This window comes from Brachybacterium sp. SW0106-09, assembly GCF_001293905.1.
Classification (GTDB): Bacteria; Actinomycetota; Actinomycetes; order Actinomycetales; family Dermabacteraceae; genus Brachybacterium; species Brachybacterium conglomeratum.
On sequence record NZ_BCAK01000024.1, the window covers coordinates 44,576 to 59,574 of the forward strand.

The following is a 14,999-nucleotide window of genomic DNA, read 5'->3' on the forward strand; positions in this document are numbered from 1 at the left end:
GCGGCGAGAACGGCGACCGCGACTGTCGAACAGAGATGAGCAAGTCACCGGTGGGCTGGTCGTCATCGATCCGGGGTGCGCCACCCGTAACAGCTTTCGTTTGTTTCGACTACGATGGTGCGACGACTCCAGGAGCCCCCATGAACACTGCACAACGACGCATCCCCGAGACCTATCTGCCCCGCGACGACGAGCGTGGACAGCTGCTCGACCTCGCCTCCGCCCTTCGCGAGCGCGCCACGCTCATCGCGCCGCAGCCAGCGCTGATCACGGCCGACGGGCGTCGGTTCGAGCTGCCCCCGGACGTCGCGCGCGCGTTCGAGCAGATCGTCGACCACCTGGCCCAGGGGCAGGGCGTGACCGTCGTCCCACACCATCGGCTGCTCACCACCCAGGAGGCAGCAGACCTCCTGAACGTCTCTCGCCCCACCCTCGTGAAACTGCTGGAGTCGGGCGAGATGCCCTTCGAGATGCGCGGACGGCACCGTCGCGTCCGCCTCCAGGATGTCCTCACGTTCCAGCACTCGCTGCGGCAGGACCGAGCAGACACACTCGACGAGATGCAGGACCAGGCAGCAGAGGACGGACTCTACGATCTGCTGGACGGCCCTCCCCCCAGCACCCGCTGAGCCGCCGCGTGTTCACCGTCGTCCTGGATGCCTGCACGCTCGTGCCGATCACCTTGTGCGACACGCTGCTACGGATCGCCGAGACCGGTTCCTACGGCGTGCGGTGGTCGGCGACGATCCTCGACGAGGTCGAACGCACCATGGTCGGCAAGCTGGGCATCCCGCCCGACTCTGCGGCTCGCCGGCTAGGCGCGATGAGCAGGGCGTTCCGTTTCGCGGAGGTGCATGACCACGAGCGACTCGAAGGCCTTCTGACCAACTATCCGAAAGACCGACACGTGCTCGCCTGCGCGATCGCCGCACAGGTGCACACGATCGTCACCTTCAACCTCAAGGACTTTCCCCAGCCTGCTCTAGAGCCGTGGGGAGTGGAGGCCGTCCACCCTGACCAGTTTCTGCTCAACCAGCTGGATCTCGCGCCTGGTCACGTCACGAGCGCCATCGAGGCCATGCTCACGTCTTCCTCGCGGCCACCGCGCACCGTCGATTCCGTTCTCGGCGCGCTGGCCCGCTCCGGAGTCCCCGACTTCGCCGACGAGCTCCGCAGGCACGTCCCCCTCAGGTGACGCGCCGCGCCGCTCACCGCCCGTGCGCCACCGCCGGGATCTGCGTCGCGAGCTTCCCGCCGGAGACGTCCACTAGCGTGCCCGTGATGTACGAGGCCTGGTCGCTGGCGAGGAAGATCAGCAGGTCGGCGACGTCGTCGGGGCTCTCCCAGCGACGCAGCGAGAGGGTGTCCAGCAGGCGGTCCTGCCGCTCGGCGGGCATGTCGGCGAAGCCGTTCATGGAGGTGGGGACCATGCCGGGGGCGTAGGCGTTGACGGTGATGTCGTGCGGGCCGAGCTCGGAGGCGAGCACGCGGGTCAGCTGCACCACGGCGGCCTTCGAGGCGGCGTAGGCGGCGCTGCCCACGCTCGGCACGATCGCGGCGAACGACGCGGCGTTGAGGATCCGCCCGCGCCCGGCCCTCTGCATGTGCGGGGCCACTTCCCGGCACATGAGGAAGGTGCCGCCGGTGTTCACGTCGAAGCACTTCTGCCAGGTCGCCCAGTCGGTCTCGACCACGGTCGAGTCCGCGACGATCCCGGCGTTGTTCACGAGCACGTCGATCGTGCCGTGGCGCTCCACGACGGCCTCGACCGCGCGGTGCACGGAGTCGGGGTCGGCGACGTCGCAGACCACCTGGTCCACGGTCGGCGCACCCTCCGCCGCCTCGTCCGGGAAGGCGAGGTCGAGCGCGACCACGCGCGAGCCCTCCTCGGCGAAGCGTGCGGCGATGGCCGCGCCGATGCCACGCGCCGCCCCGGTCACCACGACCACCCTGTCCCGCAGATCCAGCTCCATCGCCCTGTCCTCTCCTGCGGCTGCCGTGCCGCGCTCGGTGTGCGGCCCGCCGGCCGCGCTCAATAGTCATACTATTGGGTGACGGCGGCCGGTGGGGCCGCGAGCTCGCCGCGGAGAACCGGACGGCGAGGACGCCCGAGGAGGAGCGAGATGACGTCGGACGGGACGACGGCGAGCGGACGAGGCGCGCAGGACGAGCCGAAGCACGGCGCGAGCGCGACCGGCCCTCGCACGGTGTGGATCACCGGCGCGGGCAGCGGTATGGGGCGCGCGACGGCGCTGCGGGCGGCGCGCACGGGCTGGACGGTCGCGCTGAGCGGCCGGCGCCGCGAGGTGCTCGAGGAGCTCGCGGCCGAGATCCGCGAGGCGGGCGGCAACGCGCTGGTCGCGCCGCTGGACGTGCAGGATCGCGAGGCCGTGCGGGGCACCGCCGAGCGGATCGCCGAGCAGCTCGGCGGGATCGACGCGCTGGTGCTCGCGGCCGGCCTGAACGCGCCGAAGCGGCGCTGGGACGATCAGGACCTGACGGAGTTCGACGCGATCGTCGCCACGAACCTCACCGCGGTCGCGAGCGCCGTCGACGCCGCCCTCCCCCACCTGCGCGAGCGCGGCGGGCAGGTCGTGGTGATCTCCTCCTATGCGGGCTGGTCGTTCCAGCCCGGTGCGGGGGTCGCCTACTCGGCGAGCAAGACGGCGCTCGGCTCCCTGGTGCGCACGCTGAACCAGCAGGAGGCGGGTCATGGCGTGCGGGCCTGTCATCTGTGCCCGGGCGATGTCGCGACCGGCTTCCTCGATCAGCGCCCCTCCGTGCCGGATGCCGAGGCTCGCGCCCGGATGCTCATCGCGGAGGACATCGCCCGCACCGCCTGCTTCGTGCTCGACTCCCCCGCGCACGTGCGCATCGACGAGCTGGTCGTCTCCCCCGTCTCGCAGGCATGACCGCCGGGGCGAGCGCCTTCGAGCAGGCGCTGGACCAGCTCGGCGCCGAGATCGTCGGCGGCGAGCTGGAGGCCGGCGCCGCGGACACGATCGAGGGGTTCATCGCCCGCACCGGCGCCTCCCGCAGTGTGGTCCGCGAGGTCACGCGCGTGCTGGGCGGGCTCGGGATGCTGAGCGCCGGCCGACGGGTCGGCCTTCGTATCCTCCCGATCAGCGAGTGGGACCTGCTGGATCCACGGGTGATCCGCTGGCGCCTCGAGGGCCCGGACCCTGCGCGGCAGCTCGCGGAGCTGCGCTCGCTGCGTCATGCGGTCGAGCCCGCGGCAGCAGCGGCCGCCGCCCGGGAGATCCGAAACGGGCGCGGGAGCACCCGCGCACTCGACGCCGCCGCGAACTCGATGGTCGAGGCGGCCGACGGGCCCGAGTCCGGCGCCTTCCTCGCCGCGGACCGGGCCTTCCACGCCGAGGTCCTCGCCCTCTCCGGCAACGCGATGCTCGGCCGGCTGCGGGCCGTGATCGAGGAGGGCCTGCGCCACCGGGCAACTGTGGAGCGGGGCGAGCAGGCCCCCGACCGGCACGACTTCGGACTGCATCAGGAGGTCGCGGCCGCGATCGGCGCCGGCGACGAGGCGCGGGCCGCGGCGCGGATGCGGGAGATCATCGAGCGGGCGACGGCGGCACGCTGAGCAGTCCGGCGACGAAGCTGACCGCGGCGGAGCCTGCGGTCTCGGAGCTGAGCAGCTGCTGCAGGGCGCGGCTGAGCGGAGGGACGCCGTCGATCATGATCTCCATGGTGCGGTCGGCCCGCCGAGCTTCGCATCCGCTCGCGATGCCATTGGGCGGGGGCCGCGGGCGCCCTCCGGTCGGAGTGCCAGGGCCGACTCCGCTCCGCAGACACCTCCCCATCGCCGTCGCCCGCAGGCTACGGTGAGCGTCGGGGTGAGAACGGCGGCGCGGGGGCGCCGCTGCGCTCCTCCTCGCCCATCAGACCTCGCAGAAGGAATCGCACCATGACGCAGCCGCCCGAGGGCAGCAACCCGCTGGATCCGCAGCACGGACAGGGCTCCGCGCCCGAGCCGACGAGCAGCGGATACGGCGCCCAGGAGCAGGCCCCCTCCGCGGGCGGGGCCGGGCAGGATCCCTACGCCGCCCCGTCGTCGGACCCCTACGGCCAGCAGTCCGCCGCGGCGCCCGGTCAGCAGCACGCCTGGGGTGCGCAGAGCCCCGCGGCGGCGCCGCACCCCGTCGGCGCCGGCCCCTCCGGCGGGGGCGCCTCCGGGGACGGCCGCTTCGGCGAGGCGGGCTTCTTCAAGGCGCTGTTCGACTTCAGGTTCGAGCACTTCATCACCGTGAAGTTCTCGTCGTTCCTCTACGTCATCGCGTTCGTCGTCGCGGCGCTGATGTGGCTGAGCAACATCGTCAGCGGGATCATGTTCGGATTCGCCTGGGGAAGCATGAACAGCTACTTCGGCGAGCCGAGCTTCAGCCCGGTCCCGCTGATCCTCTCGATCCTGTTCGGCTGGATCCCCTCGGTGATCGCGCTGATCGCGATGCGCCTCGGCCTCGAGTTCGCGGTCGCGACCGTGCGCACGGCCCAGAACACCGGTCGCATCGCGGAGGCCTCGCAGCGCTGAGCCTTCTCCGGGCCCGCCCGGTCCGCACGTCGTCCTGAACGCGGCGTCCGCCGCTCGGCGGGCGCCCCGTTCGCGATAGGCTCGCGACCATGGGGACGGAGTGGGGACCGCCGCCGGGGTCGACGGCGCAGCACGGCGATGAGCTGGCACGACATCTGCAGGCAGGACGCCTGGACGCCGCTCGCCGCTCGGCCGACGAGCTCCTCGCGGCCGACGGCCAGGACGAAGCGCTCGATCTCCTCGCCGAGCACGCCGGATCGAGCCCCGCCGCGCTCGAGCTCTTCGTCGAGGTGCTGGACGGCACCGGGGTGGTGCGCCGCTTCGCCGGGGCCGCGCTGCTGGATCCCGGAGCGGTCGAGGACGTCGCCCAGGACTCGCTGATCTCGATCGCGGAGTCGATCCACCGCTTCGACAGCCGCTCCAAGGTCACCACCTGGGTGCATTCCATCGTCCGGCGCCGCGTCGCGGACCATCTGCGCCGCCTGCGGGCCACGGTCGAGCTCGAGGAGCAGCACCGGCCCGCCGAGCGGATGAGCTCGATGATCGCCGAGCGCGTCAGCGTGCGGCAGGTGCTCGCGGATCTCCCGGACCTCTACCGCGTCCCGCTCGAGCTGCGTGACCTCGAGCAGCTGTCCTACGCGCAGATCGCCGCGCAGCTGGACCGCGCCGAGGGGACCGTGAAGTCGCAGGTCAGCCGCGGCCGGGCGATGCTCGCCGGACGACTGGGCGAGGGCGATCCCGCTGCCGGGGCTCCCGCGTGACGGCGCTCGGCCAGCGCTACCGCCTGGGTGGGGTGATCGGCGCGGGCTCCTTCGCGACCGTGCACCGCGCCCGCGACGAGCGGCTCGACGCGGACGTCGCGGTGAAGGTGCTCGCGGAGAACCACAGCCTGAACCCGGAGATCCGCGAGCGGTTCATCGCCGAGGGCCGCAGCCTGCGCCGGGTCGGCGGGCGTCACCTCGTCTCCGTCCACGACATCGACCAGAACGACCACCAGCAGCCCTATCTGGTGCTCGAGCTCGCCGACCGCGGCTCCCTGCGCCGCCGCGTCGAGCAGCTGCGCGCAGACGGCTGGCGCGCCACCGACGCCGACGTGCTCGCCGTGGCGAGGCCCCTCGCGGCTGCGGTCGCCGCCGTGCACCGCGCCCAGCTCGTCCACCGCGACCTCAGCCCAGGGAACCTGCTGCTGACCAGCACCAGCGGCGAGGCGGCGCGCGCCGTCGGCATCGAGTCCTCACCGTCGGCGGTGGTGCGGGCCGACGAGCGGCTCCTCGTCGCCGACCTCGGGATGTGCAAGGACCTCGCCCGCAGCTCGGGGCTGACAGTCGCCGCCGGCACCGACGGTTTCCGCCCGCCGGAGCAGTCGAGGCCCGGCACCGTCGACATCCGCGCCGACATCTGGGCGATGTCCGCACTGCTTCGCTGGCTGATCGACGACACGGACATGCCGCAGGCGCTCCAGGACGTCCTCGCCCGGGGCCTCTCCGAGGATCCCGGCTCGCGCCAGGCGGAGGCGACGGAGTGGATCGCCGAGATCGAGGAGGCGCTGGCACCGCCCCCGCCCGCGCTTCCGGCGGGCGGCACGGCTCCCGGGGCCGACGGCGACTCCGCGGCGAACGCCCCGGCGGGCGCAGTCGCCGGCTCGACGAGGGCCGACATCGGCGCGCGCACCGGCCCCGGCACGGCAGAGGGGACCATCGCGCGCACCACGACACCGCACGCCGACGACGTCCCCCGTGGTGCCGTCGGCGCCGTCGACTCCGACCGGGGTTCCACCGCTGCCAGTCCGCGCCGGCGTGCTCTCCTCATCGCGCTGCCCGCACTCACACTCGGCCTCGGCCTCGGGGCGGGGAGCCTGCTCGGGCTGGACGCGTCCGCTCCGTCGGCCGCCGGCGACTCCTCCCTCGCGATCGCCGGCCCGGACGAGATCCAGGTGGGCGAGCAGGCGGTGTTCACCGCCGAGGTGGAGGGCGTGGACTCATGGGTGTGGACGCTGCCCACCGGCGAGCACCTCGTCGATGCCGAGCAGGCGACGCTGACCGCCTCGGGGCCGGGACGCGCCGAGCTGGTGCTGCGCGCCCGCACCACGGAGGGCCAGGAACTCGAGGCACGGCGCGTGGTGAGGGTCCGCGCGTGACCGCTCGAAGAATTGGTCGAGATCCGATGCAACCGATCCGCTCCGGCCGACGACATACACCGTGAGAGAACATCCCCGGCGGCCGCGCAGCCGCCCGAGAGAAGGAGTCCGACCATGACCGCTCACCGCACTTGTCCCACCACTCGGCGCGGGGCCCTGCTGGCCCTCGCCTCGCTCGGCGCGTTCTCGCTCGCGGCCTGCTCCACCGGCGGCGACGCCGAGTTCGAGGAGTCCGGCGGGAACGGTGCCGGCGACGGCGGCTCCGACAGCGGCTCGGACGGCAAGGAGCAGCCGGCCGCGTCCGACGGCGGCGGGGAGGAGGGCTCCGCGGGCGGTGCGGACGATGCGCAGGCGGCCTCCTCGGTCGACCCGGCCGACGCGATCGCCACGCTCGAGTACCCCATCGCGTCCGACGAGGCGGAGGGGACGATGACCGTGGGCCTGCACCACCTGCGCCGACGCGGCGAGACCCTCGAGCTGCTGCTCACCTTTACCCCGGAGTTCACCGAGCCCGGCGCCTTCACGCTCTGGGACCTGCACGGCGACGACCACTCCGTGGTGGCGCCGGCCCTCGTGGACCGTGCGAACCTCACCCGCTACGACATCCTGACCACCAACGGGTCCTATGACGGTCCGACGATGTGGAACAGCAAGCAGGCCGCGGTCGAGCTCGCCTCCGGCGACACGCAGGCGTACTGGGCGAACTTCGCCGCCCCGATCGACGACATCTCTGCGATCGACGTCGTGATGGGCGCGGGTCCCTCCTTCGAGGACGTGCAGATCGAGGCCGAGGAGGGATGAGGATGCACCGCACCGCACTGCGCCGCTCCACCGCCGCCGCCTCGCTCGCGGCGTCCGCCCTGCTGCTGGCCCTCGGAGCGCCCGCGGCGCTTGCCGAGGGCGAGACGGAGGGCCCGCCCGAGCAGCCCTTCGAGATCACCGACGAGATCCTCCAGCGCTCGATCACGGTCTACGACCCGGCACGCTCGATCACGGAGCTCGGCGGCAGCGAGCCCGCCGAGGACGAGGTGATCGTGCTCGAGGCCGACATCCTCTTCCCCTCCAACGCCTGGGACCTCTCCGACGGGGCCGCCGCCCGCATCGTCGAGCTCGCCGCCGAGATCCCCGAAGGTGCGACCGTGCAGGTGGGCGGGCACACCGACTCCCTGCCCGTGGACCGCTCGCAGTACGACTTCGACAACCAGCAGCTCTCGGAGAACCGCGCCCAGGCGGTCGCCGACGCGCTCACCGCGGAGCGCCCCGATCTCACCCTCGAGGTCACCGGGCACGGCGATGCGAAGCCCGCCGCCGCCGGAGGCGGAGGCGACGACGCCGGCAACGCGGCGGACCGCCGCGTCGAGCTGCGCTACGGCGACTGAGCGGATCGGCTGAGGGGACGACAGGATCCGAACGCCCGACGGGCCCCGCCGCGAGAACTCTCGCAGCAGGGCCCGTCGGAGGCGTCGGCCGGGCTCTCAGGCGCCCTTGCGGACCGTGATCGTCCAGCCGGCCTCGCCGGTGCGGTCGAAGGCGACGACCTCGTGGCCGTCCGTCGCCGCCCACTGGGGCAGGGAGTCGGTGGCCTGGGTGCAGTCGAAGTCGATGATCAGGTCATCGCCCGTGCTCAGCTGCTGCATCGCGTTCTTCGCGTCGATCAGCGGGAACGGGCAGACGGAGCCGTTGGTCTGGAGGGTGTAGGCGGCCATGGGAGGGGTCCTTCCGTGGGAGGGTCGGGGCAGTTCTGGGGGCTGTGCGGTGAGCGGGACGATCAGGAGGCGGGGGTGAGCACCGGCGCGGGGCGGTTGGCCTCGGCGGCGCGCTGGGGGCGCTGCAGGAAGAACCAGGCCGCACCCCAGGTGCCGAGCATGATCGCGACCAGCGAGACCCAGCCCTGGTAGCTGAACAGGCTCGTCTCCACCAGGGAGTTGCCGATGGTGCAGCCGCCGGCGAGCGCGGCGCCGACGCCCATCGCGACGCCGCCGCCGGCGCTGCGCAGCATGGTCTGGACGTCCGGGACGCGCCAGCGGAACTCGCCGGAGAGCTTCGCGGCGAGGAAGGAGCCGACGAGGATCCCGAGCACGAGCATCACCGACCAGTCCACGAGGGTCACGTCGCCCGTGGTCAGGAAGGTGACGATCTTGGCCGACGGGGTGGTGATGCCGAGCCCGCCGTTGCGGCCCGCGGCGGTGGACAGCAGCCACGCGGCGATCGCGATCAGGCCCAGCAGCACGCCGCCCACCCAGGGGCTCCAGGGGATGTCGGCGAGGTAGTGGCCGAGGCCGGTGCGACGCGCCGGCAGCGTCACGGAGGGACGGCCGGAGGCGGCACGCGCCTTGGCGGCGCGGTACCGGCGCACGACGAGCACGGCGACGATCGCGCTGAAGACGAGGGTGGGGACCCAGACGCTCACGCCGAGGGTCTCCTGGATCGTGGCGTCGGCGACAGTGCGGGCGCGGGCGGCCTCGGTGAAGCCGCCGAGCGGGCCGTACTTCATCACGGCCGCGAACAGGGCGTAGAAGATCAGCGCCACCCAGGAGCCGATGAGGCCCTCGCCCGCGCGGTAGTAGGTGCCGGTCGCGCAGCCGCCGGCCATGATGATGCCGACGCCGAAGATCAGTCCGCCGCCGATCACCGCGAGCGGGGCGAAGGAGGCGGGCTCGGGGGCGAGCATGCCCATGCCGGTCAGCGCGGCGACGCCGACGGCCTGTATCGCGATGGCGAGCAGGAAGGGGGTGAAGTAGCGGGCGGAGCGGGTGAGGTAGAGGTCGCGGAACGCGCCGGTCACGCAGAACCGGGAGCGCTGCAGGACATAGCCGAGCACGGCGCCGAGGAGGAGGCCGGTGAGGATCATGCGGGCCAGGTTAGCTAATGGGCGCCATAAGCGAAACCGCGGGGTGGGGGGTGAGACGCGGACCCTCCCCGCCACCGAACGTCAGCCGATGCGACCGCCGTAGCCGCGCTGGGCGGCCCTGTCCTTCAGATCGGCGAAGACCTTGCCGAGTCCGGTGGGCTCGGGCTCGTCCTCCGAGGGCAGCTCGATGTACTCCACGATCGAGCGCATCGTCGCCACGTCGATGCTGAGCATCCCGCCGGCGAGCAGAGTGCCGATCCGCTCGCCGACCAGGTTCTCGAGGGTGTCGGCCGCGTCGGCCCCACGCTTCTCGCGGGTCTCCTCCAGGCGCTCGCGCAGCATGCGCGCGGCGACGGGCGAGGCAGGGATCGGCTCGGGGTGTCCGGCGACGGTGATCTGTTCCATGGCGCTCCGCATCGGATCGAGGGGCCGGGCGGCTGCGACCGGCTCCGAGCAGGGTACCGGGAGGCCCGGGGAGCGGCCCGGGGAGTCTGCAGAGCAGCGGTCGCAGCAGGCCGCGCCCTCTCAGTCGTGCAGCCCGTCCACGGGGTAGTCCACATAGGCGATCGAGCGGCCGTCCGGGGACCAGCTGTGCACGTTCATCGTGCCCTGGCCGCCGAACACACGGGCGAGGTCGCGGATCCCCGTGCCGTCGGCCGCGCACAGCCGCACGATCACGTCCTTGTCCGCGGGATGGCCCTCGGTGCCGGGCGGGAAGCTGACATAGGCGAGGCGGCTGGAGTCGGGCGAGACGTGCGGGAACCAGTTCACGCGCTCGTCGTAGGTGAGCTGCTCGATGCCGGTGCCGTCGGGGCGCATGCGGAACAGCCGGGCGTGGCCGGGGACGGTGCGCGCCCGCTCGGAGTTGAAGTAGATCCACTGCCCGTCGGGCGAGTACTCGGAGCCGTCGTCGGGGAACTCGTCGTCGGTGAGCTGCACGTCCTCCCCGGCCGCGGCGGGAATCGTGAAGATGTTCGGCGGGGCCCAGTTCCCCTCCGCGTCGGCGGTCAGGCCGATGTAGGCGAGGGTCGTGCCGTCGGGGCTGACGCCGTGGAGGAAATGGAGACGGCCGTCGTCGTTCGTGATCCGTCGGGCGGTGCCGCCCGCGAGCGGGGCGCGGTAGATGTGCCAGTGCATGCAGGAGACGAAGACGTGCTCCCCGTCGGGAACCAGGACGTGGTCGTTGTTGAGCTCGGGAAGGTCGCCGAGGTCGATCCGCTCCGGCGCGGAGCCCGGGCCGACGGGGAGGCGGAACAGGTGGCCGTCGCCGTTGATGTACAGCGAGGCGCCGTCCAGGGACCAGTTCGGGGCCTCGTAGAGCGTCTCGGCGGACTCGTGGACCAGCGTCCGCTCGCCGTTGTCGACGTCGAGGGTCCAGATGCGGGAGCGCCGGCCGGGAGCGAGGGGGCGTGCCATGAGGGGATTCTGCCCGACCCCGTTCCATCCCTCACCCCGCCCTGGCCCGGGCCCCTCCCCCGCACTTAGGATCGACGGGTCCCCCCTCCGCTTCCAGCGTCGGCAGCGAGCCCCCACCCCGTCCCGCCGCTGGAGGTCCCCCGATGACGCAGCCGCATGCTCCCCAGGCGCCGCTCTCCCCCGGGCGTCTGCGCCTGGTGATCCTCGCAATGGCGCTCGGCGCCTTCGCGATCGGCACCACCGAGTTCGCCTCGATGGGGCTCCTACCGCAGATCGCGCGGGACCTCGAGGTCTCCACCCCGCAGGCCGGGATGCTCATCACCCTGTACGCGCTGGGCGTCGTGATCGGCGCACCGCTGGTGACGATCGCAGCCGTGAAGATGCCGCGGGCAAGGCTGCTGGTGCTGCTCATCGCGCTGATCGGGCTGGGGAACCTGCTCTCCGCCATGGCGCCGAGCTTCTCGGCGCTGGCCGCCGCGCGCTTCGTCGCCGGCCTCCCCCACGGTGCGTTCTTCGGCGTCGCGTCGCTGGTCGCGGCGCGCCTGTCCCCGCCCGGACGCCGTGCCCGCTCCGTATCCCTGGTGATGCTGGGCCTGACGATCGCGACGATGCTGGGCGTGCCCGCCTCCACCGCCTTCGGGCAGGTCGTCGGCTGGCGCTCCGCCTACGTGATCGTCGTGGTCGTCGCGGCGCTCAGCACGATCGCGATCTGGCGACTGGTGCCCGAGCCCGAGGGCGCCGGAGTCACCGGCTCGATCCGCGGTGAGCTGCGGGCGCTGCGCCGGGCGCAGGTGTGGTTCGCGCTCGGCATCGGCTCGATCGGGTTCGGCGGCATGTTCGCGGTGTACAGCTACATCGGCGAGATCGTGCCCGGGGTGATGGGGCTCGGCGAACGGGCGGTGCCGGTGGCGCTGTTCGTGTTCGGCGTGGGCATGACGGCCGGGAACATCCTCGCCGGCCGCCTCGCCGACCGCTCGATCTACGGCACGATCTTCGCGGGTCTGCTCGGCATGGCGGCCTCGCTCGCCGTGTTCGCGCTGGTGGCGCCGCACGCGATCGCGGGGATGGTGCTGCTGTTCGCGATCGCGATCACCTCGCAGCTCATGGGCCCCTCGCTGCAGCTGTTCCTGCTGGACGCCTCCCCCGACGCGCCGTCGCTCGCCGCCGCGCTGCACCACTCGGCGCTGAACATCGGCAACTCCCTCGGCGCGGCGCTCGGCGCGGCCGTGCTCGCGGCCGGCTGGGGCCTGCTCGCCCCGGCCTGGACCGGCGTGGCGCTCGCGATCGCCGGTCTCGGCATCGCCGGCTGGTCCTTCGCCGTGCACCGTCGTCAGCAGGCGCGCGCCGCCGTCGAGGCGCCCACGACGACCGACGGGGTCCCCGCGGTCTGCTGACCCGGCACGGGTCACTGATCGGGGACCGACCCGCACAAAGGGGACTCCAGCGGCACGGCGAGGAGCTGAGCTCCGCGGCGTGCTGCTGGAGTCCCCTTTGTGCAGACGCCGCCCTCGGCTCAGGACGCGGCGGGCGTCCCGAACCGCTTCGCGCTCCGGGCCCGGGCCTTCTCCCGCTCGACCTCACGGTCCTTCGGCGGCGCTGCGGTGACGAGGTCGGCGAGCAGGTGCTCGGTGGCGTGGACGATCTGCGCCACCGCCCGATCGAACACCTCGGCGTTGGCCTGCGAGGGCCTGGTCATCGCGCTGACCTTGCGCACGTGCTCCAGTGCGGCATCGTGCACCTCCTGCGAGGTGGCCTCCGGGCTCCACGTTGTGGAGGGGTCGGATGCTGCGGCACATGCCGTCAGGCTGGCACGTGCCGCGCGAGCCGTCGAGCCGGCCCTGCCGTCACGATCCTGCGCAGGACGATCCACCGGTCCATGACCCTTCCTCGCACGCCGCCCCGTGGTAGCACGGCCATGACCACGACAGATCCCGCCACCGGTGTCCTCGTCATCGGCCAGATCGCCCGAGATTTCGTGCTCCGCGTCGAGCACTGGCCACCATCCAGCGGCAGCGCGCGCGTCGCCGAGCGACGGCAGATGCTCGGCGGAAGGGCGCCGATCAGGCGGTCGCTCCGCGACATCTCGGGGCGCCGGTGCTCCTGCTCGGCGTCGCCGGGACCGACTGGACGAGGCCGTCGACGGGGCGGACCGCGACCGGCTGCCGGACGACCCCCAGCCGGGTCCCGCGAACCGGGCTCCTGGGCGACCGGCCGGCGGCGCTGCCGAGGAGGACGTCCTGTCGAACGGAGCGAGCCGGACGGCGCATGACCGCTCACGGTACCGCCAGCGTCACGGGACCGTGCGGTCTCAGGGGCGACGCCAGGCGTCGTCGGCCGTCGCCGCAGCGCCCTGCGGCCCCATCTGCAGCATCCCGCCGTCCACGACCCAGGAGGCTCCCGTGACGTAGGAGGCCTGGGGCGAAGCGAGGAAGGCGATGACGGCCGCGACCTCGCGGGCATCCCCGGGCCGTCGCAGCGGCACGCCGGGGCGCTCCTCGGTGCGGGGATCCTGATCGGCCTGCCCGGTCATGGGGGTCGCGATCTCCCCGGGCGCGACGGCGTTGGCCGTGATGCCGTGCTCGCCCAGTTCGAGGGCGATGGTCTTCAGCAGCCCGCCGAGACCGTGCTTGGCGGCGTCGTAGGCGGAGGATCCGACCTTCGGCTGGTGCTCGTGCACGCTGGTGACGCCGATGAGCCGTCCGCCGTTCCCGGCCTGGACGAGGTGGCGGGCGGCGGCCTGCAGGCAGACGAACGCGCCGTCGAGGTCGACGGCCATGACGTCGCGCCAGGTCTCCAGCGGCGTGTCCAGGAACAGCGTGCTGTGGCCGGCGCCCGAGCACTGCACGAACACATCGAGCCCACCGAGCTGCGCGACGAGCCGGTCCACGACGCCCCCGGCCCTCTCGAGGTCGGAGGTGTCGAGGTGGGCGACGACGGCCTCGCGGCCGTGGCTGCGGACCTCCTCGGCCGTGCCCTCGGCGCCCTGCCGGTCGGTGTTGAAGGTGATGCCCACGTCCATCCCGGCCTCGGCCAGGGCGACCGCGGTGGCCCTGCCGATCCCGGAGTCGGAGCCGACGACGACAGCACGGGTGGGGGCGAAGGACATGGGATGCTCCTGTGGGTCGGGTCGGGTCACACGGTCGAGGCGGGGAAGGTGCGCGTAGCGGAGGGGGACGGCCGTCCGGCCGTCCCCCTCCACGTTCACGGGGCGCAGGAGCTGAGCCCCACGGGCCTCAGGAGCTCTGGCCGCCCTTGCGGCCGGCCTCGCTGGGGTCGGCGGAGTTCTTCTCGCCGAAGCTGCCCGAGCTCTCCTGGCCTCCCTGGCGACCGGCCTGGCTCGGATCGGCCGAGTTCTCCTCGCCGAAGCTGCCCGAGGACTCCTGGCCGCCCTGCTGGCCGGCCTGGCTCGGATCGGCCGAGTTCTTCTCGCCGAAGCTGCCGGTGCTGGCCTCGCCGCCCTTCTGGGCCTGCTGCTCGGTGTCGTTCCGGTTGCCGAACTGTCCGGAGTTGTTCTGATCAGCCATGATGGAACTCCCTTCCTGTTCGCCGGTCAGTGTGCCCGGCTGAGCCATCTGCTCGTGGCAACGACGCTAGGACTCTCCCTCGGTGCCTGGCAACGTAACGACCCGTCCGGTCGACCGCCTTGCAAGTCCGTGCCGGGGGGCCGACCATACGCGCGACACGTACGGAGCATCGTCCGACTCACCGCGAAGCCACCGCCACGAGCTCCCGTCGAGAGCTCTCCGCTGCGGGACGTGCCGAGCGGAATGTCAGTCGTCGGGGAGACGTAGCCCTTCGGTTCGGTGCATCGGTGCACGTGACGCAGCACCGAGGAGTCCCTCATGGCGGAAGCACTCGACACCGGACGATCCGCGCCCATCACTGCACCCCGCCGCTGCGCCAGGCGTCGGAGATGCTTCTGACTGTGCCCGCGAGGAGCGAGAACGCGCGCCATAGTGCGCACAGAACCCGGGCATGAGAAAAGGGAGTGGAGGAGGCGAACACCCCGTAGGGGTTCAAGCACTCCTCCACTCCCAGTGAAGATGTCC

General features: G+C 72.6%; 18 protein-coding genes and 1 pseudogene. 10 read left to right on the forward strand and 9 right to left on the reverse strand.

What is annotated here, in order from left to right:
* Nucleotides 1-140: 140 nt before the first annotated feature.
* Nucleotides 141-629 (forward strand): helix-turn-helix domain-containing protein, encoded by a 489-nt coding sequence (locus Y09_RS11350; protein ID WP_053917812.1) that lies wholly within the window; start codon nucleotides 141-143, stop codon nucleotides 627-629.
* A gap of 8 nt (nucleotides 630-637) precedes the next feature.
* Nucleotides 638-1,195 carry a PIN domain-containing protein gene (locus Y09_RS11355; protein WP_053917813.1) on the forward strand — a complete coding sequence of 186 codons (558 nt, stop codon included), beginning with the start codon at nucleotides 638-640 and terminating at the stop codon, nucleotides 1,193-1,195.
* 13 nt (nucleotides 1,196-1,208) lie between these two features.
* On the opposite strand, the gene Y09_RS11360 is transcribed toward Y09_RS11355, so the two are convergent.
* Nucleotides 1,209-1,973 carry an SDR family NAD(P)-dependent oxidoreductase gene (locus Y09_RS11360; protein ID WP_053917814.1) on the reverse strand — a complete coding sequence of 255 codons (765 nt, stop codon included), beginning with the start codon at nucleotides 1,971-1,973 and terminating at the stop codon, nucleotides 1,209-1,211.
* Between the two features lie 150 nt (nucleotides 1,974-2,123).
* On the opposite strand from Y09_RS11360, the gene Y09_RS11365 reads away from it, so the two are divergent.
* Nucleotides 2,124-2,912: an SDR family oxidoreductase gene (locus Y09_RS11365; protein WP_053917815.1), complete on the forward strand. Its 789-nt coding sequence runs from the start codon at nucleotides 2,124-2,126 to the stop codon at nucleotides 2,910-2,912.
* On the forward strand, nucleotides 2,909-3,598 hold the full coding sequence (locus Y09_RS11370; RefSeq protein WP_053917816.1) for a FadR/GntR family transcriptional regulator: 690 nt from the start codon (nucleotides 2,909-2,911) through the stop codon (nucleotides 3,596-3,598). Before Y09_RS11365 ends, Y09_RS11370 begins: the two co-directional genes overlap by 4 nt.
* Here Y09_RS11370 and Y09_RS18120 read toward each other — a convergent pair.
* On the reverse strand, nucleotides 3,570-3,695 hold the full coding sequence (locus tag Y09_RS18120) for a hypothetical protein (RefSeq protein ID WP_255351683.1): 126 nt from the start codon (nucleotides 3,693-3,695) through the stop codon (nucleotides 3,570-3,572). The genes Y09_RS11370 and Y09_RS18120 overlap by 29 nt on opposite strands.
* Before the next feature lie 227 nt (nucleotides 3,696-3,922).
* On the opposite strand from Y09_RS18120, the gene Y09_RS11375 reads away from it, so the two are divergent.
* The 5 genes from Y09_RS11375 (at nucleotide 3,923) to Y09_RS11395 (ending at nucleotide 8,062) form a co-directional block, all read left to right on the forward strand.
* The gene (locus Y09_RS11375; protein ID WP_053917817.1) at nucleotides 3,923-4,546 is read left to right on the forward strand and encodes a DUF4282 domain-containing protein; all 624 of its coding nucleotides are present in this window, start codon (nucleotides 3,923-3,925) and stop codon (nucleotides 4,544-4,546) included.
* 89 nt (nucleotides 4,547-4,635) lie between these two features.
* The gene (locus tag Y09_RS11380) at nucleotides 4,636-5,307 is read left to right on the forward strand and encodes an RNA polymerase sigma factor (RefSeq protein WP_053917818.1); all 672 of its coding nucleotides are present in this window, start codon (nucleotides 4,636-4,638) and stop codon (nucleotides 5,305-5,307) included.
* On the forward strand, nucleotides 5,304-6,683 hold the full coding sequence (locus Y09_RS11385; protein WP_053917819.1) for a protein kinase: 1,380 nt from the start codon (nucleotides 5,304-5,306) through the stop codon (nucleotides 6,681-6,683). Before Y09_RS11380 ends, Y09_RS11385 begins: the two co-directional genes overlap by 4 nt.
* A 114-nt stretch (nucleotides 6,684-6,797) precedes the next feature.
* The gene (locus Y09_RS11390; protein WP_053917820.1) at nucleotides 6,798-7,484 is read left to right on the forward strand and encodes a hypothetical protein; all 687 of its coding nucleotides are present in this window, start codon (nucleotides 6,798-6,800) and stop codon (nucleotides 7,482-7,484) included.
* Between the two features lie 2 nt (nucleotides 7,485-7,486).
* Nucleotides 7,487-8,062, forward strand: a complete 576-nt coding sequence (locus tag Y09_RS11395) for an OmpA family protein (RefSeq protein ID WP_053917821.1) — start codon at nucleotides 7,487-7,489, stop codon at nucleotides 8,060-8,062.
* A gap of 96 nt (nucleotides 8,063-8,158) precedes the next feature.
* Here the strand turns inward: Y09_RS11395 and Y09_RS11400 are convergent, their stop codons facing one another.
* The 4 genes from Y09_RS11400 to Y09_RS11415 form a co-directional block, all read right to left on the reverse strand.
* Nucleotides 8,159-8,389: a sulfurtransferase TusA family protein gene (locus Y09_RS11400; RefSeq protein WP_010552177.1), complete on the reverse strand. Its 231-nt coding sequence runs from the start codon at nucleotides 8,387-8,389 to the stop codon at nucleotides 8,159-8,161.
* A gap of 62 nt (nucleotides 8,390-8,451) precedes the next feature.
* The gene (locus Y09_RS11405; protein WP_053917822.1) at nucleotides 8,452-9,534 is read right to left on the reverse strand and encodes a YeeE/YedE family protein; all 1,083 of its coding nucleotides are present in this window, start codon (nucleotides 9,532-9,534) and stop codon (nucleotides 8,452-8,454) included.
* A gap of 81 nt (nucleotides 9,535-9,615) precedes the next feature.
* Nucleotides 9,616-9,939 (reverse strand): hypothetical protein, encoded by a 324-nt coding sequence (locus tag Y09_RS11410; RefSeq protein WP_053917823.1) that lies wholly within the window; start codon nucleotides 9,937-9,939, stop codon nucleotides 9,616-9,618.
* A gap of 120 nt (nucleotides 9,940-10,059) precedes the next feature.
* Nucleotides 10,060-10,950, reverse strand: coding sequence for a PD40 domain-containing protein (locus tag Y09_RS11415; protein WP_053917824.1), 891 nt, complete (start codon nucleotides 10,948-10,950; stop codon nucleotides 10,060-10,062).
* Between the two features lie 143 nt (nucleotides 10,951-11,093).
* On the opposite strand from Y09_RS11415, the gene Y09_RS11420 reads away from it, so the two are divergent.
* Complete coding sequence (locus Y09_RS11420) at nucleotides 11,094-12,344, forward strand: MFS transporter (RefSeq protein WP_053917825.1); 1,251 nt, start codon at nucleotides 11,094-11,096, stop codon at nucleotides 12,342-12,344.
* A gap of 119 nt (nucleotides 12,345-12,463) precedes the next feature.
* Here the strand turns inward: Y09_RS11420 and Y09_RS11425 are convergent.
* The 3 genes and pseudogenes from Y09_RS11425 to Y09_RS18240 form a co-directional block, all read right to left on the reverse strand.
* Nucleotides 12,464-12,746 (reverse strand): annotated as a pseudogene (locus tag Y09_RS11425) (DUF2277 domain-containing protein).
* A gap of 512 nt (nucleotides 12,747-13,258) precedes the next feature.
* Entirely contained in the window at nucleotides 13,259-14,056 is a 798-nt protein-coding gene (locus tag Y09_RS11430) for an SDR family oxidoreductase (RefSeq protein WP_053917826.1), read from the reverse strand.
* A gap of 127 nt (nucleotides 14,057-14,183) precedes the next feature.
* Nucleotides 14,184-14,474: a hypothetical protein gene (locus tag Y09_RS18240; protein WP_053917827.1), complete on the reverse strand. Its 291-nt coding sequence runs from the start codon at nucleotides 14,472-14,474 to the stop codon at nucleotides 14,184-14,186.
* Nucleotides 14,475-14,999: the final 525 nt, after the last annotated feature.

Excerpts from the sequence above, each read along its gene's own strand:
- Y09_RS11360 (WP_053917814.1), bottom strand. The coding sequence starts at position 1,973 with ATGGAGCTGGATCTGCGGGACAGGGTGGTCGTGGTGACCGGGGCGGCG.
- Y09_RS11420 (WP_053917825.1), top strand. The coding sequence starts at position 11,094 with ATGACGCAGCCGCATGCTCCCCAGGCGCCGCTCTCCCCCGGGCGTCTG.
- Y09_RS11400 (WP_010552177.1), bottom strand. The coding sequence starts at position 8,389 with ATGGCCGCCTACACCCTCCAGACCAACGGCTCCGTCTGCCCGTTCCCG.
- Y09_RS18120 (WP_255351683.1), bottom strand. The coding sequence starts at position 3,695 with ATGATCGACGGCGTCCCTCCGCTCAGCCGCGCCCTGCAGCAGCTGCTC.
- Y09_RS11405 (WP_053917822.1), bottom strand. The coding sequence starts at position 9,534 with ATGATCCTCACCGGCCTCCTCCTCGGCGCCGTGCTCGGCTATGTCCTG.
- Y09_RS11380 (WP_053917818.1), top strand. The coding sequence starts at position 4,636 with ATGGGGACGGAGTGGGGACCGCCGCCGGGGTCGACGGCGCAGCACGGC.
- Y09_RS11415 (WP_053917824.1), bottom strand. The coding sequence starts at position 10,950 with ATGGCACGCCCCCTCGCTCCCGGCCGGCGCTCCCGCATCTGGACCCTC.
- Y09_RS11350 (WP_053917812.1), top strand. The coding sequence starts at position 141 with ATGAACACTGCACAACGACGCATCCCCGAGACCTATCTGCCCCGCGAC.
- Y09_RS18240 (WP_053917827.1), bottom strand. The coding sequence starts at position 14,474 with ATGGCTGATCAGAACAACTCCGGACAGTTCGGCAACCGGAACGACACC.
- Y09_RS11390 (WP_053917820.1), top strand. The coding sequence starts at position 6,798 with ATGACCGCTCACCGCACTTGTCCCACCACTCGGCGCGGGGCCCTGCTG.
- Y09_RS11395 (WP_053917821.1), top strand. The coding sequence starts at position 7,487 with ATGCACCGCACCGCACTGCGCCGCTCCACCGCCGCCGCCTCGCTCGCG.
- Y09_RS11365 (WP_053917815.1), top strand. The coding sequence starts at position 2,124 with ATGACGTCGGACGGGACGACGGCGAGCGGACGAGGCGCGCAGGACGAG.
- Y09_RS11375 (WP_053917817.1), top strand. The coding sequence starts at position 3,923 with ATGACGCAGCCGCCCGAGGGCAGCAACCCGCTGGATCCGCAGCACGGA.
- Y09_RS11410 (WP_053917823.1), bottom strand. The coding sequence starts at position 9,939 with ATGGAACAGATCACCGTCGCCGGACACCCCGAGCCGATCCCTGCCTCG.
- Y09_RS11430 (WP_053917826.1), bottom strand. The coding sequence starts at position 14,056 with ATGTCCTTCGCCCCCACCCGTGCTGTCGTCGTCGGCTCCGACTCCGGG.
- Y09_RS11370 (WP_053917816.1), top strand. The coding sequence starts at position 2,909 with ATGACCGCCGGGGCGAGCGCCTTCGAGCAGGCGCTGGACCAGCTCGGC.